General features: G+C 64.9%; 20 protein-coding genes and 1 tRNA gene. 9 read left to right on the top strand and 12 right to left on the bottom strand.

Annotated features, from left to right (window positions below; genetic code table 11):
• Positions 1-58: 58 nt before the first annotated feature.
• Positions 59-135 (bottom strand) — tRNA-Met (locus tag QO034_RS18550).
• Between the two features lie 71 nt (positions 136-206).
• The gene (gene hemE / locus QO034_RS18545) at positions 207-1,244 is read right to left on the bottom strand and encodes a uroporphyrinogen decarboxylase (protein WP_284487027.1); all 1,038 of its coding nucleotides are present in this window, start codon (positions 1,242-1,244) and stop codon (positions 207-209) included.
• 101 nt (positions 1,245-1,345) lie between these two features.
• On the opposite strand from hemE, the gene hemC reads away from it, so the two are divergent.
• The gene (hemC, locus tag QO034_RS18540; RefSeq protein ID WP_284487026.1) at positions 1,346-2,311 is read left to right on the top strand and encodes a hydroxymethylbilane synthase; all 966 of its coding nucleotides are present in this window, start codon (positions 1,346-1,348) and stop codon (positions 2,309-2,311) included.
• Between the two features lie 67 nt (positions 2,312-2,378).
• Positions 2,379-3,323, top strand: a complete 945-nt coding sequence (locus QO034_RS18535) for a fatty acid desaturase family protein (protein WP_284487025.1) — start codon at positions 2,379-2,381, stop codon at positions 3,321-3,323.
• Positions 3,324-3,331: 8 nt separating this feature from the next.
• Here QO034_RS18535 and QO034_RS18530 read toward each other — a convergent pair whose 3' ends face one another.
• On the bottom strand, positions 3,332-4,330 hold the full coding sequence (locus QO034_RS18530) for a calcium/sodium antiporter (RefSeq protein ID WP_284487024.1): 999 nt from the start codon (positions 4,328-4,330) through the stop codon (positions 3,332-3,334).
• Positions 4,331-4,486: 156 nt separating this feature from the next.
• Between QO034_RS18530 and QO034_RS18525 the strand changes: the two genes are divergently transcribed.
• The 3 genes from QO034_RS18525 to QO034_RS18515 are packed head-to-tail and all read left to right on the top strand — an operon-like array spanning position 4,487 to position 6,479.
• Positions 4,487-5,716 carry a PQQ-dependent sugar dehydrogenase gene (locus QO034_RS18525; protein ID WP_284487023.1) on the top strand — a complete coding sequence of 410 codons (1,230 nt, stop codon included), beginning with the start codon at positions 4,487-4,489 and terminating at the stop codon, positions 5,714-5,716.
• Positions 5,717-5,776: 60 nt separating this feature from the next.
• The gene (locus QO034_RS18520; protein ID WP_284487022.1) at positions 5,777-6,127 is read left to right on the top strand and encodes a Lin0512 family protein; all 351 of its coding nucleotides are present in this window, start codon (positions 5,777-5,779) and stop codon (positions 6,125-6,127) included.
• A complete protein-coding gene (locus tag QO034_RS18515; RefSeq protein WP_284487021.1) occupies positions 6,120-6,479 on the top strand; it encodes a Lin0512 family protein in 360 nt (119 codons plus the stop codon). Before QO034_RS18520 ends, QO034_RS18515 begins: the two co-directional genes overlap by 8 nt.
• Here QO034_RS18515 and QO034_RS18510 read toward each other — a convergent pair.
• The 6 genes from QO034_RS18510 to clpS all read right to left on the bottom strand — a co-directional run bounded on the left by QO034_RS18510 (position 6,476) and on the right by clpS (position 11,040).
• Positions 6,476-6,805: a hypothetical protein gene (locus QO034_RS18510; RefSeq protein ID WP_284487020.1), complete on the bottom strand. Its 330-nt coding sequence runs from the start codon at positions 6,803-6,805 to the stop codon at positions 6,476-6,478. The two genes, QO034_RS18515 and QO034_RS18510, sit on opposite strands and share 4 nt — an antisense overlap.
• The gene (locus tag QO034_RS18505) at positions 6,802-7,743 is read right to left on the bottom strand and encodes a DnaJ C-terminal domain-containing protein (protein ID WP_284487019.1); all 942 of its coding nucleotides are present in this window, start codon (positions 7,741-7,743) and stop codon (positions 6,802-6,804) included. Before QO034_RS18505 ends, QO034_RS18510 begins: the two co-directional genes overlap by 4 nt.
• Positions 7,744-7,854: 111 nt before the next feature.
• Positions 7,855-8,748, bottom strand: coding sequence for an oxygen-dependent coproporphyrinogen oxidase (gene hemF, locus QO034_RS18500; protein ID WP_284487018.1), 894 nt, complete (start codon positions 8,746-8,748; stop codon positions 7,855-7,857).
• An 88-nt stretch (positions 8,749-8,836) separates the two neighbouring features.
• Entirely contained in the window at positions 8,837-9,637 is an 801-nt protein-coding gene (locus QO034_RS18495; protein ID WP_284487017.1) for an SDR family NAD(P)-dependent oxidoreductase, read from the bottom strand.
• 28 nt (positions 9,638-9,665) lie between these two features.
• Positions 9,666-10,691: a class I SAM-dependent methyltransferase gene (locus tag QO034_RS18490; RefSeq protein WP_284487016.1), complete on the bottom strand. Its 1,026-nt coding sequence runs from the start codon at positions 10,689-10,691 to the stop codon at positions 9,666-9,668.
• Between the two features lie 7 nt (positions 10,692-10,698).
• The gene (gene clpS / locus QO034_RS18485; RefSeq protein WP_284487015.1) at positions 10,699-11,040 is read right to left on the bottom strand and encodes an ATP-dependent Clp protease adapter ClpS; all 342 of its coding nucleotides are present in this window, start codon (positions 11,038-11,040) and stop codon (positions 10,699-10,701) included.
• Positions 11,041-11,138: 98 nt separating this feature from the next.
• Here clpS and QO034_RS18480 point away from each other — a divergent pair, with 98 nt between their 5' ends.
• Both QO034_RS18480 and QO034_RS18475 read left to right on the top strand, forming a co-directional pair.
• Positions 11,139-11,837 carry an HAD family hydrolase gene (locus QO034_RS18480; protein ID WP_284487014.1) on the top strand — a complete coding sequence of 233 codons (699 nt, stop codon included), beginning with the start codon at positions 11,139-11,141 and terminating at the stop codon, positions 11,835-11,837.
• A gap of 225 nt (positions 11,838-12,062) precedes the next feature.
• Positions 12,063-13,490 carry a D-alanyl-D-alanine carboxypeptidase family protein gene (locus tag QO034_RS18475; protein WP_407696786.1) on the top strand — a complete coding sequence of 476 codons (1,428 nt, stop codon included), beginning with the start codon at positions 12,063-12,065 and terminating at the stop codon, positions 13,488-13,490.
• Between the two features lie 163 nt (positions 13,491-13,653).
• On the opposite strand, the gene QO034_RS18470 is transcribed toward QO034_RS18475, so the two are convergent.
• The 3 genes from QO034_RS18470 to QO034_RS18460 form a co-directional block, all read right to left on the bottom strand.
• Positions 13,654-15,057, bottom strand: coding sequence for an FAD-binding oxidoreductase (locus QO034_RS18470; protein ID WP_284487013.1), 1,404 nt, complete (start codon positions 15,055-15,057; stop codon positions 13,654-13,656).
• Positions 15,058-15,122: 65 nt separating this feature from the next.
• Positions 15,123-16,907, bottom strand: coding sequence for a gamma-glutamyltransferase (ggt, locus tag QO034_RS18465; protein WP_284487012.1), 1,785 nt, complete (start codon positions 16,905-16,907; stop codon positions 15,123-15,125).
• Between the two features lie 39 nt (positions 16,908-16,946).
• The gene (locus tag QO034_RS18460; RefSeq protein WP_284487011.1) at positions 16,947-17,933 is read right to left on the bottom strand and encodes a 2-hydroxyacid dehydrogenase; all 987 of its coding nucleotides are present in this window, start codon (positions 17,931-17,933) and stop codon (positions 16,947-16,949) included.
• Between the two features lie 159 nt (positions 17,934-18,092).
• On the opposite strand from QO034_RS18460, the gene QO034_RS18455 reads away from it, so the two are divergent.
• Both QO034_RS18455 and QO034_RS18450 read left to right on the top strand, forming a co-directional pair.
• Positions 18,093-18,572 carry an SH3 domain-containing protein gene (locus QO034_RS18455; protein WP_284487010.1) on the top strand — a complete coding sequence of 160 codons (480 nt, stop codon included), beginning with the start codon at positions 18,093-18,095 and terminating at the stop codon, positions 18,570-18,572.
• Positions 18,573-18,817: 245 nt separating this feature from the next.
• Positions 18,818-19,807, top strand: coding sequence for an NADPH:quinone reductase (locus QO034_RS18450; protein ID WP_284487009.1), 990 nt, complete (start codon positions 18,818-18,820; stop codon positions 19,805-19,807).
• The last annotated feature ends 139 nt before the right edge of the window (positions 19,808-19,946 follow it).

Genomic DNA, 19,946 nt, shown 5'->3' with positions numbered 1-19,946 from the left:
CATGGACCGTTGCACGAAACATCGCGGCAGGAAACGCGTCCATCATTCGGGGAAGATTTGGTAGCGGAGGAGGGACTTGAACCCCCGACACGCGGATTATGATTCCGCTGCTCTAACCAGCTGAGCTACTCCGCCACAGGCGAGACGGGGATTAGGGCAGCCCGCCGGGGGCGTCAAGGGTCAATTTCAGAAATGCCGCCTCGGCATCAGCGATCCTCGCGCACCGTGTCGATCATCAGTTGCACGTTGCCCGGATCCGCATCCGGGGTGATCCCGTGCCCGAGGTTGAAGATATGCGGTCCGCCGGAAAAGGCCTTTACGATGGCACGGGTTTCATCGACCAGCGCCTGCCCGCCCGCCACCATATGCGCGGACGCCAGATTGCCCTGCACACAACCGTCGCACTGGACATGGGCCGCGGCCCAGGCAGGATCCACCGAATTGTCCAGCGCGACGCAATCGACGCCGGTCGCCCTGGCGAAGCCGACGTATTTCTGCCCGGCTTCGCGCGGGAAGCCGATGACCGGCACGTCGGGGTGACGGGACTTGAGCGCAGCGGTGATCCGGCGGCAGGGTTCGACGGCGTATTTGTCGAAGGCCTCTCCGTCCAGCGATCCGGCCCAGCTGTCGAAGATCTTGACCGTTTCGGCCCCGGCATCGATCTGCATGGACAGATAGTCGATGGTCGCATCGGTGATCCGGTCGAGCAATGCCTCGAAGAGCACGGTATTTTCCTGGCGCAGGGCATGGGCCGGTCCCTGATCCGGCGTGCCGCGCCCGGCAATCATGTAGGTCGCCACGGTCCACGGCGCTCCGGCGAACCCGATCAGGGCAACATCCCCCGGCAAGGCGCCGGACAGGTTGCGCACCGTCTGATAGATCGGCGCCAGCGTGTCGTGGATCGCATCGGCCGGTTTCAGCGCATCGAAATCGGCCTGCGTCGTGACGGTGGACAGGCGCGGGCCTTCGCCGGTGACAAACCAGAGACCGGCACCCAGCGCCTGCGGCACGAGAAGAATGTCGGCAAACAGGATGGCCGCGTCGAACCCGTAGCGGCGGATCGGTTGCAGCGTCACTTCGGTCGCCAGATCGCTGTTGTAGCACAACGACAGGAAATCCCCGGCCTGCTCGCGGGTCGCGCGGTATTCCGGCAGGTAGCGGCCGGCCTGGCGCATCATCCAGACCGGCGGGACGGCTTGCGTTTCGCCTGCCAGCGCCCGCATCAGTTTCTTCTTTCCGGCCATGATTTCCCCCGCTCGATTTGCGGCTCATGGGTCCGGTTTCAGCGGCAAATTGTCAACCCCGGACACTTGTAAGGGCAATATGACGCGACTAGAGAGAAGGCATGAAACACAGCCTCCCCTCCCCCGCTTCGCCCCTGAAAATCGGCACCAGAGGTTCGCCATTGGCGCTGGCGCAGGCGCATGAAACCCGCGACCGGCTGGTCCGGGCTTTCGATCTGCCGCAAGAGGCTTTCGAAATCGTGGTCATCAAGACCACCGGGGACAACAGGGCGATGATCGACGCCGACCGCCCGCTGAAGGAGATCGGCAACAAGGGCCTGTTCACCAAGGAAATCGAAGAGGCGCTGCTGTCCGGCGGCATCGACATCGCGGTGCATTCGATGAAGGACATGCCGGTGAAACAGCCGGCGGGACTCTTGCTCGATACCTACCTGCCGCGCGAGGACACGCGGGACGCCTTCGTGTCGCCGACGAGGACGGCCTTGACCGACCTCGCCGAAGGCGCCGTCGTCGGAACATCGAGCCTGCGCCGCAGGGCGCAGCTGCTGAACCGCCGGCCGGATTTGCGGGTGGTCGAGTTTCGCGGCAACGTGCAGACCCGGCTGAGGAAACTGGAAGACGGCGTGGCGGAATGCACCTTTCTCGCGATGGCGGGGCTGAACCGTCTCGGGCGCTCCGATGTGCCGGCGACGCCGATTGCCGAAACCGACATGCTGCCCGCCGTGGCCCAGGGGGCCATCGGAATCGAACGCCGAAGCGGCGACATGCGGGCCGCCGACATGCTCGCGGCCATTCACGATGCGCAGACCGGCGCGCGGCTGTCCGCCGAACGCGCCTTGCTCGCGGCGCTGGACGGGTCCTGCGAAACCCCGATTGCCGGCCTGGCCGTGCTGGACGGAAACGTCCTGCGCCTGCGCGGCGAGGTGTTGCGGCCGGACGGGTCGGAGTCGATCGCCGATGACCGGACCTGTCCGATCGCCGACGGAGCCGATCTGGGCCGCGCGATGGCGGCGCACCTGCTGGCAGAGGCGGGCGAAGGGTTCTTCGACTGGCGCCCGATCATCTGACGCCACGCCATGGTTGACAGGCATACCGTCGCCTTGCCAGCATCGCTGCCGGAGGAGACATCGCCCCATGACACCCGGCAAGGCATTCCTGACGACCGAAGAAATCCGCCCGCTGGCGGAACGATCCGACATCATGGGCGGCTGGCTGGTCCTGCACTGCTGGGGCACCATTGCCGCGGCGCTGGCGCTGTTCGGCCTGTGGCCCAACATCCTGACCTTCGCGCTGGCGGTCGTTGTCATCGGTTCCCGCCAGCTGGGGCTTGCGATCCTGATGCACGAAGCGGCGCACAACGCGTTGTTCCGCAACCGCAGGCTCAATGACTTCGTCGGCGAATGGCTCTGCGGGCGTCCGATCCTCGCGGAACTCGCGGCGTACCGCCACTACCACCTTACCCACCACAGGTTCACGCAGACCGAAAAAGACCCGGATCTGGTCCTGTCCTCGAAGTTCCCCACGACCAGGGCCTCGCTGAAGCGCAAGTTCATCAGGGACCTGACCGGGCAGACCGGGTTCAAGCAACTGGCGGCACAGGTCATGATGTCCGTGCGGCTGGCCGGCGACCACGACGCGGTCGAAACCGCCGCCAGCGACTTTGCGCAGGCGTTCAAGGCGCGCGACCTTTTCAAGTCCCTGCCGATCTTCATCGGAGTCATTATCCTGATGGGTCTGGTCGGGAACTGGTGGTGGGGGCTGACCTTCTGGCTGCTGCCCTATCTGACATGGTTCCAGTTCGTCCTGCGCGTGCGCAACATCGCCGAGCACGGCGCGACCGAGGTTTCCGAAAACGCCCTGCAGAACGTCCGGACGACCCTGGCCGGACCCGTCGCACGGCTGCTGGTGGCCCCTTACTGGGTCAACTACCACCTGGAACATCACATGGTCATGCACGTTCCCTGCTGGCGGCTGAAGGCGATGCACGCGCTGCTTGTCGACAAGGGGCTGTCCGGGCGGATGCGCATCGCGCCGTCTTACTGGCATGCGATGGTCGAAGCCGGCTGGCGCACAGCCTGACCGCCGGGTCAAAGGCTCGCCAGCAGAAATCCGAGATAGGCGATATAGGCCGCAAGCAGCGCGAAACCTTCCCAGCGCGCGATCCGCCAGCCGGTCCGTGCGAAACAGAGCAACACGATGGTCGCGGCCAGCATGACCCAGATGTCGAAGCGGACGATCTCTTCCGGCACATCCAGCGGCAGGACCAGTGACGTGACGCCGAGAATGCCCAGGATGTTGAAGATATTGCTGCCGATCACGTTGCCGACGGCCACGTCGGCCTGTCCCTTGCGCGCCGCGATGACAGAGGTGATGAGCTCCGGCATGGACGTGCCGATGGCCACGACCGTGAGTCCGATCACCGCTTCGGACAAGCCCAGCTTCGCCGCGATTTCGATTGCGCCGGTCACGAGCAGTTTCGCGCCAAGGATCGTCAGCGCCAGGCCCGCGACCAGCAGGACAATGTCCCGAACCGCGCCGCCCGCCGGCAGGGACAGTAGCTCCGCCTCGCCTTCATAGACCCGCGCCACGGCATCGTTGGTGCGTTTCTCCCACCACAGGGTCAGACCCAAGTAGGCCGCCAGCAGACACAGGAGCACCGCGCCGACGCCCCTGTCGAGCGTGCCGGTCATCACCACGAGCAGGCACAGGACAGAAACGGCAGCCAGAACGGACCCGTCCCGGTAGAGCGCGGCAGCGGATATCGACAGCGGATGGATCAGCGCCCCCACCCCGAGGATCAGCAGAATATTGGTGATGTTGCTGCCGACGACGTTCCCGATCGCGATTCCGGGCGATCCGGCAAGGGCCGCCTGAACGCTCGTGACAAGTTCGGGCGTCGACGTCCCGAACCCGACAAGCGTCAGTCCGATCACCATCGGCGACACGTTCATCCGCAAGGCGATCGCGACCGCGCCACGCACCAGGAGATCCCCACCCGCGATCAGCGCGATGAAGCCTGCCAGAACCCAAACTATATCCACGAAAAATTCCGGTCCGATCAGGTCGAGCGTGTGAAGCCGTTCCACACCTCCCTGTCCTGCCGGACATGGCTCCGCCGCCGCCGGGTTTCAAGCCCCGCGCGGCGATCCCGCAAAAGACCCGGCCCCCTGTGTTTGCCGCCGGTGTCCATCGTGTTACCTTTCCTGTCCGACACCGAATTTTGCACGGGAAAGGCGCTGAAAATGTTCGGAACGCGCGTGCTCGCCGGACTGGCGGCCATTGTCTCGACTGTCACCGCGGCTGCCCCGCTCTTCGCGCAGGAGACCCTGCGCGCGGGCGGCGCGGCGCAGCGCGTGGCGCAGGACGGCGCAACCGCGGAATCGATCCGGCGGGTCCTGAACGGCATCAGCCTGCCGGAGGGCTTCCGGATCGCGCTTTACGCGGTGGTGCCGGGCGCGCGAAACATGGCGGTCGGCCCGGAGGGCAAGGTCGTCATCGTCGGAACGCGGGGAAGCGACATTTGGGCCCTGACCGATCCGGACGGCGACCGCACCGCCGAAGACGTGCGCCGCTTTGCGCCGGCGCTCGATCTCGATATTCCGCACGGGGTGGATTTCGCCGCCGACGGCACGCTTTACCTTGCGGAACGAAACCGTGTCCTGGCATTTCCGGACGCCGAGACCCTGTTTGACAGCCCGAACCTGATTGCCAGAACGGTCGTGCCGCAAGGCGCGCTGATCCCGCCATCGGAAGAAAGCTCCAACCACACATCCAGGGTCATCACCGTCGGGCCGGACGACCGGCTCTACATCTCTCTGGGCCAACCCTACAACGTGACCCCGGCGGACAAGCTGGCGCTTTTCGACGAGATCGGAATCGGCGGTATCATCCGCATGAACCGGGATGGTTTCGGGCGCGAAGTCTTCACCCGCGGGGTGCGGAACTCGGTCGGCCAGGATTTCCATCCCGACACGGGGGATTTCTGGTTCACCGACAACCAGGTCGATGGCATGGGCGACGACATTCCTCCGGGCGAGATCAACCGGCAGACGGCGGCGGGGCAGCATTTCGGGTTTCCCTGGTACGGTGGAGGCGCGGTGCGAACGCGGGCCTATGCCGGGCAGGATGTGCCGGTCGAGGTGGTGATGCCCGCCTCCGAAACCGTGGCCCACGCCGCGGATCTCGGCATGGTCTTCTACACCGGCGGCATGTTCCCGGCACGCTATCGCAATGCGATCTTCTCGGCGCAGCGCGGGTCATGGAATCGCAGCGAACGGATCGGGGCGCGGGTCATGGTGTCGTTCCCGCAAGCCGACGGCACCGCGCGAACGCGGCCCTTTGCCGAAGGCTGGCTGACCGCCTCGGGCCGCTATGACGGCAGGCCCGTGGATGTGGTCCAGACGCCCGATGGCGCGCTGTTGGTCTCGGACGATCTTGCGGGGGCCGTCTACCGGATCAGCTACGAAGACTGACAGGGGCTTGCGGCCGCGCTCCGCCCTTGGCAAACAGGGGCAAACCACCGGGAGAGTTTCATGCAGAGGGTTTTGACCGAATTCGGAATGGGCACGTCCCTGCGGCGCGGCGACTATACCGAAGCCGCGCGCCGCGCCGTGATGGATGCGCTCTGGCACAATTCGATCAATGTCGCGGAACTGTTCGGCTTTCCCAAGGAGGCGATGCGGATCACCGTGGAAATCGGTGTGCGGCAACCCGACGCGGTCAGGGTCGACGACCTGATCGCCGTATTCCCCTACGGGCAGGTCCAGGTCGTCGTCACCGAGGGCGGGCTCGACATTCCCCGGCCCGAGGGGGACGGCAACCCGACAATCATCGCCAATGCCGCGATTTCCGTCGCCTTCGACATGGAGCGCACAAATGCCTGACCGCAGAATGATCATCGAGATGGGCATGGGCAACGACCAGTATGGCATGGACTATACCAAGGCCGCCGCCCGCGCCATCGAGGACGCGATCCGTCATTCCGCCCTGCCGGTCTTTGCGACGCTGGATCTGAGCACCGACGCCATGCGCGTCAATGTAACCGTGGGCGTCCAGGAACCGGACAGGGTGGATACGGCGGCGCTCGCCGCGGCGCTGCCGAGAGGTCACGCGACCGTATCCGTCGTCAAGGGAGGGCTGAACGTCGCGAACCCCGCGGGCAACACCATCGTCATCGCCAGCGCCGCCGTCGAAGCGTTCCTGCCGGCGCAGACCGGCTGGGTCCTGAAGTCCTAGCTGCCGGTCAGAGCGCGCACGATCCGGTCCCGCACATCCTGGGATTCGCCCTGAACCGCCTCCAGAAGCCTGCGCAGGTCGCTCCGGGCGCTGTGCAACTGGTCGATCAGCGACAGGATCACGCTCAGCGCGTCCTCATCCAGATCGAAATCGTCGGACAGTTCACACAGCAGGGTGAGCCGCGCCAGGTCGATCTCGCGGTATTGCGGGCCGGTGTCGGTCTGGACCGGCACGACGAATTCGGCCTGGATGAAGCGGCTCAATCTGGTCGGCGTCAGTTCCGCCACGGCGGAAATCACCTGTGTCTCTGTGTAGCGGAGCGTCATGCGTTCATTCCCCTGCGCGGATCATAGGCATTGTCCTTTCGCCAGCCTTCCATGAAGTCGGCGAGCTTGTCGTCGATCCGCGGCGGCGCCACGATGGAAAGTTCCACCCGCTGATCGCCGCGCGCACCCTTGGTCGCCGGCTGAACTCCGCGACCGCGCAGACGCAGCACCTGCCCGCTGCTGGCGCCCTTGGGTATCGTCAGGCTGACCGTTCCGTCGATTGTCGGCGTCGTCACCTTGCCGCCCAGAACCGCCTCGTCCAGCGTGATCGGCAGGGTGATGACGATGTCATTGCCATCACGCCGGAACAGCCTGTGCGGTCGCACCGTCAAGGTGACGAGCGCATCGCCCGGCGGGCCGTCACCCAGCCCGGGACCGCCCTTGCCGCGCAGCCGGATCGTCTGCCCGTCGGCGGTTCCGCGCGGAATCGCCACTTCCAGCCCCTGCCCGTTCGGCAGGGTGATCCGGGTCTTGCCGCCGTTGACCGCCTGTAGAAAATCGACCTCAAGCGTGTAATGCGCGTCCTGGCCACGGGCGCTGAACCCCTCTGCCCTGAATCCGCTCGCACCACCACCGGCGCGTCCCCGCGCCCGCATGAACTCGGCGAAAATGTCCGAGGCGTCGGCGAAGTCCTCCGGCCGGGGGCCCGACCGGTAAGGGTTGTTCGGGGCATCCGCATAGTCGCGGTAATATTGCCGCTGCTGTTGGCGTTCCGCCCCGGACGCGTCGATTTCGCCGCGATCGAAGCGCCCCCGCGTTTCCGGATCCTTCAGGATGTCGTAGGCCGCCGCCGCCGCCTTGAACCGGGCCTCGGCCGCGGCATCGTCCGGTTTCAGGTCCGGGTGGTTGGCGCGCGCGATCTTGCGATACGCTTTCTTGATCTCATCGGCGGTGGCGGTCTTCTTGACACCAAGCGCCGAATAGGGGTCTGTGCTCATCTCGTCCTACCTTGGAGGCCGGGCCGCTCCGCCCGACAGGTCACATATTGGTTGCACAATATGAAAGCCTCTGCCGGACGAAAATCAAGAGCACGGCCGAAACCCCGGCACTTACACCCATTTCGCCATGGGCGGCAGGCTCATCAGGACGGCATTGGCGTCATGTCCAGTTTCCAGCCCGAATTTCGTTCCGCGGTCGTAGACGAGGTTGTATTCAGCATAGAGACCGCGATGGATCAGCTGGCTGTCCTTGTCGGCATCGGTCCAGTCCTGCCCCCGCCGTTTCTCGATGAGCGGGCAGAAAGCCGGCAGGAAGGCCCGGCCGATGTCCCGAGTCAGTTCGAAATCCGCCGCCCAGTCGCCGGTGCAGTAGTCATCCATGAAGATCCCGCCGACTCCGCGCGCGCGCTTGCGGTGCGGGATGTAGAAATATTCGTCCGCCCAGGCCTTCAGCCGCGGATAATGCGCCAGCCCGTGCGGATCCAGGTGCGCCTTCTGCGTCTCGTGAAAATACGCCGTGTCTTCGGCATATTCGATGCAGGGATTGAGGTCTGAGCCGCCGCCGAACCACCAGGCATGCGGGGTCCAGAACATCCGGGTATTCATATGGACCGCCGGGCAATGCGGGTTCTGCATATGCGCAACCAGGGATATGCCGGAGGCCCAGAACCGGGGATCCTCGGCCATGCCGGGAATGCCCTTGCGCGCCGCCATGGCCGCCTGCGCCCGCTCGCCCAGGGTTCCGTGAACGGTCGAGATATTGACCCCGACCTTCTCGAACACCCGCCCGCCGCGCATGACGCTCATCAGCCCGCCGCCGGCATCGCCGCCGTCTTCCGAGGCGCGGCGCGTTTCGGTGATCTCGAACCGACCCGGCGCAGCCCGCGACATGGGACCGGACACATGGGTGTCCTCCAACTGCTCGAATGCCGCGACGATCTGGTCGCGCAATTGCCGGAACCAGTCCGACGCGCGGGTCTTTTCCTCGTCCATCATGGCGCTCATCCCAACATCTCCCTATCCGTCGCGCTTCTCGTGGTGTCCGCTTTTCACGACTTTCGCGGAATTCGCAAGGGACCGGCCCCATGCCGCATCAGTGGACCGGCGCGGCGACCGGATCCAACAGGGTTCGGCCGCCATCGACGGTCAGGATCTGCCCGGTCATGAACCCGGATGCTTCAGAGGCCAGGAACTGCACCGTATCGGCCAGTTCGCCGGGGGCCGCCACGCGCGACAGCGGCGTGTGGGCTTCAATGTCCTGGCGATATTCCCCGTGTTCCTTAAGCGTCGATTTCAGCGAGGCGCTCATGACCGATCCGAAGGCAACGGCATTGACACGAATCCGGTTGGGCGCCAGCGCGACCGCCATCGAACGGGTCATCTGGTCCAGCGCGGCGGAACTGACGGAATACCCCAGGAGATCCGGATGCGTGCGCCGCGCGGCGATCGAGCTCAGGTTGATGATCGACCCGGCCAGACCCTCGGTCTGCCCTTCCGCCTGCTTGATCATCCGCTTGGCAACAAGCTGTGTCAGGCGCAGCGCCGGCATCAGGTTCTGGTTGAGCAGCATGATGACGGAATCGTCATCCGGATCCAGCGGATTGGATTGCAGGACCTGTCGTGCGCCATTGACCAGGATGTCGACCTGGTCGAAGGCGTCCAGCGTCGCCGACAACAGGTTCGCGATCGCCAGCTTTTCGCGCAGGTCGCCCGCGAAATAGCGCACGTTGCCGGTTTCGAGCTGGTCGCCCAACTCGCTGCGCAGCCGTTTTTCATCCATGTCCGCGAACATGACATTCGCGCCTTTCTCGACGAACTGCCGCCCGATGGCCAATCCTATGCCGTTCGCCGCCCCGGTGACGATTGCGGTCTTTCCGGCTATGGAAAATGACATGACTGTCCTCCTGTGATCGGGGCCGCGGTCAACGGCGGGTCCGGATCGGCGTCGCTTTGCCCGGCTTCGGCTGCCGGCCGCGGACCGGACGTTGCGCATGAAGACACTTGAACCGGGAGTCGCCGCCGACCTCCTCGACTTTGGCAAATCCCGTTTCCAGCGTCGTTTCATATGGCAAGTGCCGGTTGGCAACCATCCACAGGCTGCCGGAGGGAGACAGGATCCGCGCCGCCGTCTCGATGAAGGTGCGCCCCAGCGACGGGTCCGCGGCCCGCCCGACATGAAACGGCGGGTTCATCACGACCGCGTCGACCGGCGCCGACGGCGTCCAGGCTGTCGCATCCGCCCAGTGAAACCGCGCGCGCGGATCCGGCACATTGACACGCGCGCAGGCGAGCGCGGTAAAATCCGCCTCGACCAGGTCCAGCGTCTTGATCCCCGGCATGCGGATCAGGAAGGCGGAGAGAAAACCCCATCCGGCCCCAAGATCCACGACATGCCCCTTCAGATTTGACGGCAGGACGGCGATCAGGGCGCGCGATGCCGGGTCCGGCCCGTCGGCGGAAAAAGAGCCCGGCGCCGTTACAAGGCCGTCTTCAACGCGTCCGGGCGCGGCCTGCCAGTCCGAAAACGCATCCGGGTCCGACAGGAACCAGAAAATCTTGCCATGCGCCTTGGAGATCGTGCCGAGAATCTCCACCCGTTTCCGGCAATCCTTGAGAAGACTGTCGATGCCGTCGGTCTTGGCGCCATCCACGATCACCATCCCGCCGCTGCGCCGGCAGGCCTGGTGCAGCACCATATGGGCGAGCGCCTTGGCCCGTGGCAGACAGACCAGCACCCCTGCAACCGGATCATCGCTTTCGGCGACGCAATCATACCCCATCCGGGCAAAATGATCGTGGTCGGGCTTCAATGGCTGAACGATTTGCAAACGGTCTTTCGGAAGATCCGACAAATCCATATCCGCACGAGGATGCAGAACGGACAACCTGCCGGTCTCAGGCAGTTCCAATCCGCCTGTTTCAAGCGCCATACGCAATCGGGCGGACATGACCTTCCTAGTCTTCCTTTTCCATCGTGCACTGCAACGGGTGCTGATGGCGGCGGGCGAAATCCATGACCTGCCCCACTTTCGTTTCCGCGATCTCGTGACTGAACACGCCGACGACGGCGACGCCTTTCTTGTGCACCGTCAGCATGATCTCGAAGGCCTGCGCGTGATTGAGACCAAAGAACCGCTCCAACACATGAACGACGAACTCCATCGGCGTGTAGTCGTCGTTCAGCAGCAGCACCTTGTAGAGCGGCGGCCGCCTGGTCGCGGGACGCGTCTGGATCAGGATCGACGTTTCGTCGTCCTGTCCGGGCTTGTTCGTCAGTGTCACCTGCGGCTGCGTCATCGGTCTTGCGGATCCGGCTTGCATGTATGTTTCGACCTTCAGGCCTTATATAACCTCCCCACGGGATTCGGAAAGAGCCAGTGAACAGGGCGCGCCCCATGACCAGACTGACGACCGTCGGCTTCGATGCGGACGACACCTTGTGGCACAACGAACGGGTCTTCCGTGACACCCAGAACCGCTTTGCCGACCTGCTGGCGGATTATGCCGATCCGGACCACCTGGCGGAACGGTTGCTGGCGGCAGAGCGGCGCAACATCGGATATTACGGCTATGGCATCAAGGGATTCGTCCTGTCGATGATCGAAACCGCCATCGAGATCACCGACCGGAAGGTGCCCGCCCATGTCATTGCCCGCCTGCTGGAATCCGGGCGTGAGATGCTGGCCCATCCCATCGAACTTCTGCCACATGCGCGGGACGCGGTGGCGGCAATCGCCGAAACGCACCGGATCGTGCTGATCACCAAGGGCGATCTGCTGGACCAGGAACGCAAACTGGCGCAGTCCGGGATCGGCGACCTGTTCGATGGAGTGGAAATCGTGTCGGAGAAAACCGCAAGCGTCTATCGCGAGATATTTGCGCGGCACGGCGACGGGCCCGACAGATCGCTGATGGTCGGCGATTCCATGCGTTCGGACGTCCTGCCGATGATCGAGGCCGGCGGCTGGGGCGTCCACGTCCCCCAGGGCACCCCGTGGGACATCGAAGCCGCCGACCCGCCCCGGAACGAACCGCGCTATCGCGCCCTGGACGACCTCGGCGGGTTGCCCTGGCTTCTGGCGCAGGTCGGCTGAGCCTGCTTCGGTCCCCGGCTGGAAACCTTTTCTTAACCAATCGCCAGTGTTGCGTTCGGCGCGCGAACACCCCCCAGATATAGTGGAATTTTCTTGCGCCCATCGGGTAACAGATTGCTAAACAAGGGTTTATTTCCCGACTCCTCTGTGTTATCTTTCTTTCATAAGCATAAGAAAAGCCAGTCGGAACATACCGGCGGCGAGAGGCAGACAGAGGCAGATATCGTGCAGGTTCAGCGCATTGGTCCGGCCCGTTGGGGCCTTTTCATCCTTCTTGCAATTTGGGTCTTCGTGGCAGGTTCAGGCGGTATTTCGGCCGCGCCCTACGCGGATTACGTGATCGATGCCCGCACCGGAGAAGTCCTGCATTCGCAGAATGCGGATACCCGGCTGCACCCCGCGTCGCTGACAAAGATGATGACCCTCTACGTTGCCTTCGAGGCCATCCGGAACGGGGAAATCACGCTGGACACCAAGGTCCGGATATCCGGTCATGCCGCTTCCGAACCGCCGTCCAAGCTGGGCCTGCGTTCCGGGCAGACCATCGCGCTGCGCTATCTGCTGCGGGCGGCGGCGGTCAAGTCGGCGAACGATGCCGCAACCGCGATCGGCGAGGCCATCAGCGGCTCGGAGGCCGCCTTTGCCCGCCGGATGAACCGGACCGCCAAATCCATGGGCATGACCCGGACCACCTTCAAGAACGCGCACGGGCTGACAGAAAACGGACACCTGTCCACGGCGCGGGACATGACCATCCTCGGACGCCACGTGATCTACGATTATCCCCAGTATTACAACCTGTTCTCGCGCAAGACGGCGGATGCGGGCGTTCGCCAGGTCAGCCACACCAACCGCCGGCTCCTGGAAGCCTACCGCGGAGCGGACGGGATCAAGACCGGCTACACGCGTGCAGCGGGTTTCAACCTGGTGGCGTCGGCGGAACGCGGCAACGAACGCGTCATCGCCACGGTTTTCGGCGGCAAGTCCACCGCATCGCGCAACGCGCGCGTGGCGGAACTGCTTGACCTCGGCTTCCGCAAGTCCCCCTCCCGTGCGCCGCTGCGAAAACCCGAACGGCCCGAATACGCCGGCAACACCGCCGAACCCGGAACCGCCGGAAAGACCATCCGGGTCGCAGGATCGGTGCAAAAGAGCCTGCGCCCGAAAGCGCGCGAGACCGCGCCGGTCCAGATTGCCTCGGTCGCGACGACCGCGCAGCAGGACGAAGCGAAACTGCAAGCGGGAATAGCAGCCGCGATGGCTGCCGCCGCGGACACGATCGCCCCCGAAACGGCCGCCCCCGGAACCCCGCGCCCGGAACCCCGCCCCACGGAACTGGCCCTGGCGGAAACACCTGTGGACTCAGCGCTCCAGCCCGCCGAACAGGAAATCGTCACACGCGTATCGACCTCGGGCGGGCAACACTGGGGCATCAATGTCGGGCGCTACGGCAGCCGCTACCAGGCGGAAAAGGTTCTGCTGCGCACGGCACTGGCGGAAATGGCCACGCTCGAAGGTTCATTGCGCAAGGTCGCGCAATCGTCGCAGGGTTTTGACGCCAATTTCGTCGGCATGACCCGCGAAACCGCCGATCTGGCCTGCCGCCGCCTGAAGGCGCGCAACGTGACTTGCCTGATGATCGGGCCTTCCTGATCCACAAACAAGGCCGGGCGCGGGTCGCCCGTCTCGCCTTCCTCTTGCCGCAAATACTCCAGGGAGTTTGAGGGACAGCGTCCCTCAAGGCCCGCGTGGCCTGAACGCAGATGGATCGCTTGCGCCGAAGGCGCGCCCTTGGATGCCTGCACCGGCGGGCCGATCAGTCCGGCAGGATCTTTCCGGGGTTCAGGATTCCCTCCGGATCGAGCGCTGCCTTGATCGCCGCCATGTATTGCGTGGCCGCGCCCAGTTCGCGCGTCAGGTAGGGCCGTTTGCCCTGACCGATCCCGTGCTCTCCGGTGCAGGTCCCGTCCATCGAGATCGCCAGGTCGTTCAGACGGCCGACGAATTCTTCCGCGCGCGCGATCTCTCCGGCGTCCTCCGTGTCCACCAGGATCGTCGTATGGAAATTGCCGTCTCCCACATGTCCGACCACCAGACCGACGAGTCCCTGTTCCGCGATCATCTCGTTGTTGCGGGCCACGCATTCGGCCAGCCGCGAAATCGGAACGCAGACATCGGTGGCGATCCCGGTCTTGCCGGGGCTGATCTGCATCGTCGCCCAGTAATAATCATGTCTCGCCTTCCAAAGACGCGTGCGGTCTTCGGCGTTCGTGGTCCATTCGAATCCGGTTCCGCCGAAGTCTTCGGCGATGTCCCCGAAGGTGGCGGATTGCTCCGCGACGCTGGCTTCGGACCCGTGGAATTCCAGAAGCAGCAAGGGCGCTTCCGGCAGGTCCAGCTTGGAATAGGCATTCACCGCGGAAACCGAGGCGGTGTCGAGCAGTTCCATGCGGGCCACCGGAACACCGTATTGGATTGTCGCCATCACGGCCTGACATGCGGCATCGACGGTTTCAAAGGAACAGCGGGCGGACGACATCGCCTCCGGTATGCCCTGCAGGCGCAGGGTGATCCTGGTGATCAGCCCGAGCGTGCCTTCGGAGCCGACCAGAAGCCGGGTCAGGTCGTAGCCCGCCGAAGATTTCTTGGCGCGCTGCGCCGTCTTGATGACCTGCCCGTCCGCCATCACCGCCTCGAGCGCGATCACGTTGTCCTTCATCGTGCCATAGCGCACCGCGTTGGTGCCCGACGCCCGGGTGGCGGTCATGCCGCCGATGGTCGCATTCGCGCCGGGATCGATCGGAAAGAACAGGCCCTGGTCGCGCAGATGGGTATTCAGCTGCTCGCGCGTCACGCCGGGCTGCACGACGCAGTTGAGGTCTTCGGGATAAACGGCGAGAATCTGGTTCATCTGCCCCATGTCCACCGAAATCCCGCCAGCCGGGGCGTTCACATGCCCCTCGAGTGACGTGCCGACCCCGAAGGGGATCACCGGCACCCTGTGCGCGGCGCAGACCTTGACGATCTCGGCGACCTCTTCGGTGCTGCGGGGAAAAACCACCGCGTCCGGGGGCTGGTTCTCGATCCAGGTGGTGGTGTGCCCATGCTGTTCGCGGATTGCCTGCCCGGTTTGCAGCCGGTCTCCGAACTGTTGTTTCAGGATGCCGAGCGCCGTCGCGATTCCGGTTTCGTTCCGCGGCAATGGGGTTGCCTTGACCATGTCGTTCCTCCCAGAAATATCGCTTCGATCTCTGACCGAATTCCCGCGTCAGGGCAAGATCCGCTTCAGTCCCCCAGCGCCATCCCTTCGCGGCGCGGGTCCGCCGCCCCTTCCAGGCCGTCACCGATCACGATGGCATGCAGTCCCGAGTTGAGATCGCGGAGCGAAACCTCGTAACCCAGGGCTTCCAGACCGGCCTGCAGCCCGGCCGCTTCCGTGTCCGCTTCCAGGTCAAAGGTGCCGAACCGGTTGACCGCGTGGGGCATCGCGACCGCGGCCTGGATGTTCATGCCCCAGTCCGCCCAGGCGATGATGGACTTGGCGACATAGCCGATGATCCGGCTGCCGCCCGGCGATCCGATGGCCAGAGCCGGCGCGCCGTCCCGCATCACGATCGTCGGCGCCATGGAGGAACGCGGACGCTTGCCGGGCTCCAGCCGGTTCGCGATGGGCACGCCATCCACGTGGGTCCGAAACGAAAAATCCGTCAGCTCATTGTTCAGGAGAAACCCGCGCACCATCAGCCGGGACCCGAACGCGTTCTCGATAGTGGTCGTCATCGACAGCACGTTGCCATATTGATCCACGATCGAGATATGCGACGTCGACGGACGTTCCATCGCTTCGTCGTCGGCCCAGTTGTCGGCGTGGTCAAAGGCCGGATTACCCGGCGTGACCTCGGGCAAAGCGTCATCTCCGTCCAGAAGCGCGGCCCGTTCCGCCAGGTAGGCCGGATCCGTCAACCCTCCGGTCGGCATCGGAACGAAATCGCTGTCCGCCATGTAACGTTCCCGGTCGGCAAAGGCGAGGCGGGACGCATCCCCGATCAGCCGCCAGCTTTCGGGGCTTTCCGGTCCGAGCGCCGCGAGGTCATACCCTTGCAGCAGGCCGAGGATCTGGCCGACCGTCAGCGCCCCGGATGACGGTGGCCCCATGCCACAGACTTCGTAGATCCGGTAGGCAACGCAGACCGGTTCCCGTTCGCGGATGCCATAGATCGCGAGATCGACCTGCGACAGGACGCCCGGATTGCCGGAGGCCGACCGGACCGCCGCCACGATATCCGCCGCGACCGGTCCGGCGTAAAACCCCCTGCTCCCCTGCGCGGCCAGGGTTCTCAGCGTTTCCGCGTAGTCGGGATTGCGCAGGGTCTGACCGGCCTGCAAGGGCGCGCCATCGGGCAGGAAATAGGCGGCGGTCGATGGAATGGCAGCCAGGCGCTCGGCGTCCGACCCGATCGAACCGGCCAGCCGGGGCGACACGGAAAATCCGTTGTCGGCGAGATCGATCGCCGCCGAGAACAGTGTGGGCCAGGGCGCGCGCCCCCAGCGGCGGTGCGCCTCTTCCATCAGGGCCGGGGTTCCGGGAGTGCCGACGGACCGGCCGCCGACGACCGCATCGAAGAACTTGAGGGGTTCGCCGGTTTCATCCTGAAAGAGCCGTGGAGTGGCCGCCAGCGGCGCCGTCTCGCGCCCGTCCAGGGTGGTCAGCTTGCCCGAGGCCGCATCATACCAGACGAGGAATGCGCCGCCGCCAAGACCCGAGGATTGCGGTTCGACCAGCCCCAGCACCGTCTGCACCGCGATCATCGCATCGGCGGCGCTTCCGCCGGATTGCAGGATATCGGCCCCGGCCTGCACGGCCAGCGGGTTGGCGGCGGCGATCATCCAGTTGTCGGACCGCACCGGAACGCCGTCGGCCCTGGCCGCCAGCGCGGCCGTGACGGCCGGCGACAGGGTCTCGAACCCGCCCCCCGCGGTCGAACCCTCGGGCGCCACCGCATCGGTGCTTTGCTGTGCGTGAAGCGCCCCGGCAAGGAGCAACAGACACGCCGTCAGTTTCAGTCGCATGATTTCCTCCCATTCATCCGACCACAGGCGGACGATGTGTTACAACATGGACGGCACCACCTGATCCGGCGGCCTGTGCCCGTCGTGGAACGTCTTGATGTTTATGATGACTTTCTCGCCCATTTCGATACGTCCCTCGAGCGTGGCCGACCCCATGTGCGGCAGCAGCACGACATTGGGCAATTCGCGCAGCCGCGGGTTCACATCGGTGCCGTGCTCGTAGACATCCAGCCCCGCCCCGGCCAGTTCCCGCGCCCGCAGCATCCGGGTCAGGGCGTTTTCGTCCACCACTTCGCCACGGCTGGTGTTCACGACCACCGCACTGGATTTCATCAGCTTCAGCCGCCGTGCATTCATCAGGTGAAACGTGCTTGGGGTCGATGGGCAGTTGATCGAAACCACATCCATCCGGGCGATCATCTGGTCGAGACTGTCCCAATATGTCGCGTCATACTGGTCTTCGATTTCCGGGCGCAGGCGCTTTCGGTTGTGGTAATGCACCTGCATTCCAAAGGCGCGCGCGCGCCGCGCCACGGCCTGACCGATCCGCCCCATGCCGAGAATGCCCAACCGGCGCCCGCCGACCCGGCCACCCAGAAACGCGGTCGGGGCCCAGCCCTGCCATTCGCCCTTCTGCATCACGGCGAGCCCTTCGGGTATGCGCCGGATCACCGCCAGCATCAGCGCCATCGTCATATCCGCCGTATCGTCCGTCAGCACGCCCGGCGTGTTGCTGACCAGGATGCCGCGCTGACGCGCGGTCGCAACATCGATGTGGTCGACCCCCGCGCCGTAATTCGCGATCAGCTTCAACCGATCACCGGACTGCGCCAGCAGGCGCGCGTCTATTTCATCGGTGACGGTCGGCACCAGAACGTCGGCGCCCCGCATGGCCTCTGCAAGCTCGGTCCGGGTCATCGGCGTATCGTCGTCCCGAAGCGTGACCTTGAACAATTCACTGAGCCGGGTTTCCACCGCATCCGGCAACCGTCGCGTAACGACAACACTCAGACGTTCTCTTGGCACTCTGGGTCTCCCACCGCTTTTCAAATCAGATCGCGCCATGTCATGGTGGCGCAGGAACAGTCGGGGCACAAGAACCCCATGTGGAAAATCGCACCACCCTTCCAAGGACGAGCAGGCAGACAGACAGTGGCAGGATCGGTTTCATCGGGACGCCGGGCAATGGCGGGAATCGCGTCGCTCTGCATGATGGCGGCGGGAGCGGTCGCGCAGGAGCGCGGGCCGGTGACGAACCTGCCGATCCCGCGCTACGTTTCGATGAAGGCCAACGAGGGCAACGTCCGGCGCGGGCCGTCGCTGACCCATCGCATCGACTGGGTATTCAAACGCCGGGACATGCCGCTTCAGATCACCGCGGAACACGGGCACTGGCGCCGGGTGCAAGACCGCGACGGCGCCGGGGGCTGGGTTCACTATGCGCTTCTGTCCGGCGTCCGAACGGTGCTCGTGGAAAAGGACATGCTGAAAGTTCACGCCCGGCCGGACCTCGGGTCGCCGGTCAACGCGATGTTCGAACTGGGCGTCGTCGCTCGGCTCGGGGAATGCACCAGCGACTGGTGCCGCATCAGCGCGGGCGGACATCGCGGATGGGCGCAAAAGGAAAACCTCTGGGGTGTCCGGTCGGACGAGGTAAGGGAATAATCCGGAGACCGCCGTGTCGCGAAACCGTGGATAAGCTCCGGTCACCGATTGCCTTGACGCCCCGCGCCGCCATTTCCCGAAGGCTGACCTGGCGGCGGAACCGGTCTTGCTTCCCCACTCCGCCGGAGCGCCGGCCGGGCTTCAGCCAGCAGCCCTTTCGTCTTGCCGCTTCCGTTGGCAACCGCGACACTGGCAGTGAAATCGCAGGCCACGACCGGCGCGGCGCAAGGAGCGGAGATCGAACCATGAAAGCAATCACCTATTCCAGTTTCGGCCAGGCACGGGACGTGCTGCGGCTCTCGGACATCGACACGCCTGCGCCCGCCGCCGGAGAGGTCACGGTGGATCTGGCCTTTTCCGGGGTGAACCCGTCCGACGTCAAGGCCCGCGCCGGATCGCGTCCCGGCGTCGCCAAGCCGCCGTTCCCGCTGATCGTCCCGCACAGCGACGGGTCCGGGGTGATTTCGGCCATCGGCACCGGAGTCGATCCGGCCCGCATCGGACAGCGGGTCTGGATCTGGAACGGCCAGTGGCGCAGGGCCTTTGGCACCGCGGCGACGCAGATCACCCTGCCCGAAGACCAATGCGCCCCCCTGCCCGACAAAACCGATTTCGAAACCGGCGCCTGTCTCGGCATTCCCGGCTTGACCGCCTGTTTCACGGTCTTCAGCGGTGGCGACGTCGCGGACAAGACCCTGTTGATCCAGGGCGGGGCGGGAACCGTCGGTCTGCTCGCCGTGCAACTGGCCAAATGGGGCGGTGCCCATGTCATCGCCACAGCGCATGGTCCCGGCATGGACCGGGCGCGAGCGGCAGGGGCGGATGTGGTGCTGGACTATTCAGCTCCAGACCTGGCAACGCGTCTTCTCGCCGCCAACCAGGGCCGGCCCGTCGACCGGATCATCGAGGTCGAATTCGGAGCGAACATCGCGACCGACAGCGAGGTGATCGCGGAAAACGGCGTGATCTGCGCCTATGGCTCGGCCTTGAACATGACGCCGGAACTGCCGTTCTATCCACTCCTGTTCAAGGCCGTCACGATCGAGATCGCACTGATCTATCTGCTCACCCCGACGCAACGGGCGCAGACCATCGCCCGGCTGACCGACGCCCTGACAGAAGGCGCGCTGCACTGCCCGATCCAACGCATCTATCCCCTGACGGACTGCGCCGCCGCCCATGTCGCGGTTGAGACTGGCCAGCGTACCGGGGCGATCCTTTTGCAGACAGCCTAGGCGGCGTCTGCATTTAAAGGATTCCCAAATCGCCTCCGGTTTGATTCGAGATCGAAAACGGGAGGCGATCTTGGGCCGGCGGACATTGACGGACAGGCAGTGGGCGATCATCGCGCCTTTGGTTCCGGGAAAGCATGGG

It is taken from the genome of Sedimentitalea xiamensis, from assembly GCF_030164465.1.
Classification (GTDB): domain Bacteria; phylum Pseudomonadota; class Alphaproteobacteria; order Rhodobacterales; family Rhodobacteraceae; genus Sedimentitalea; species Sedimentitalea xiamensis.
Note: the sequence above shows the minus strand (reverse complement) of the source record. Positions and strands in the feature narration are given on the sequence as shown.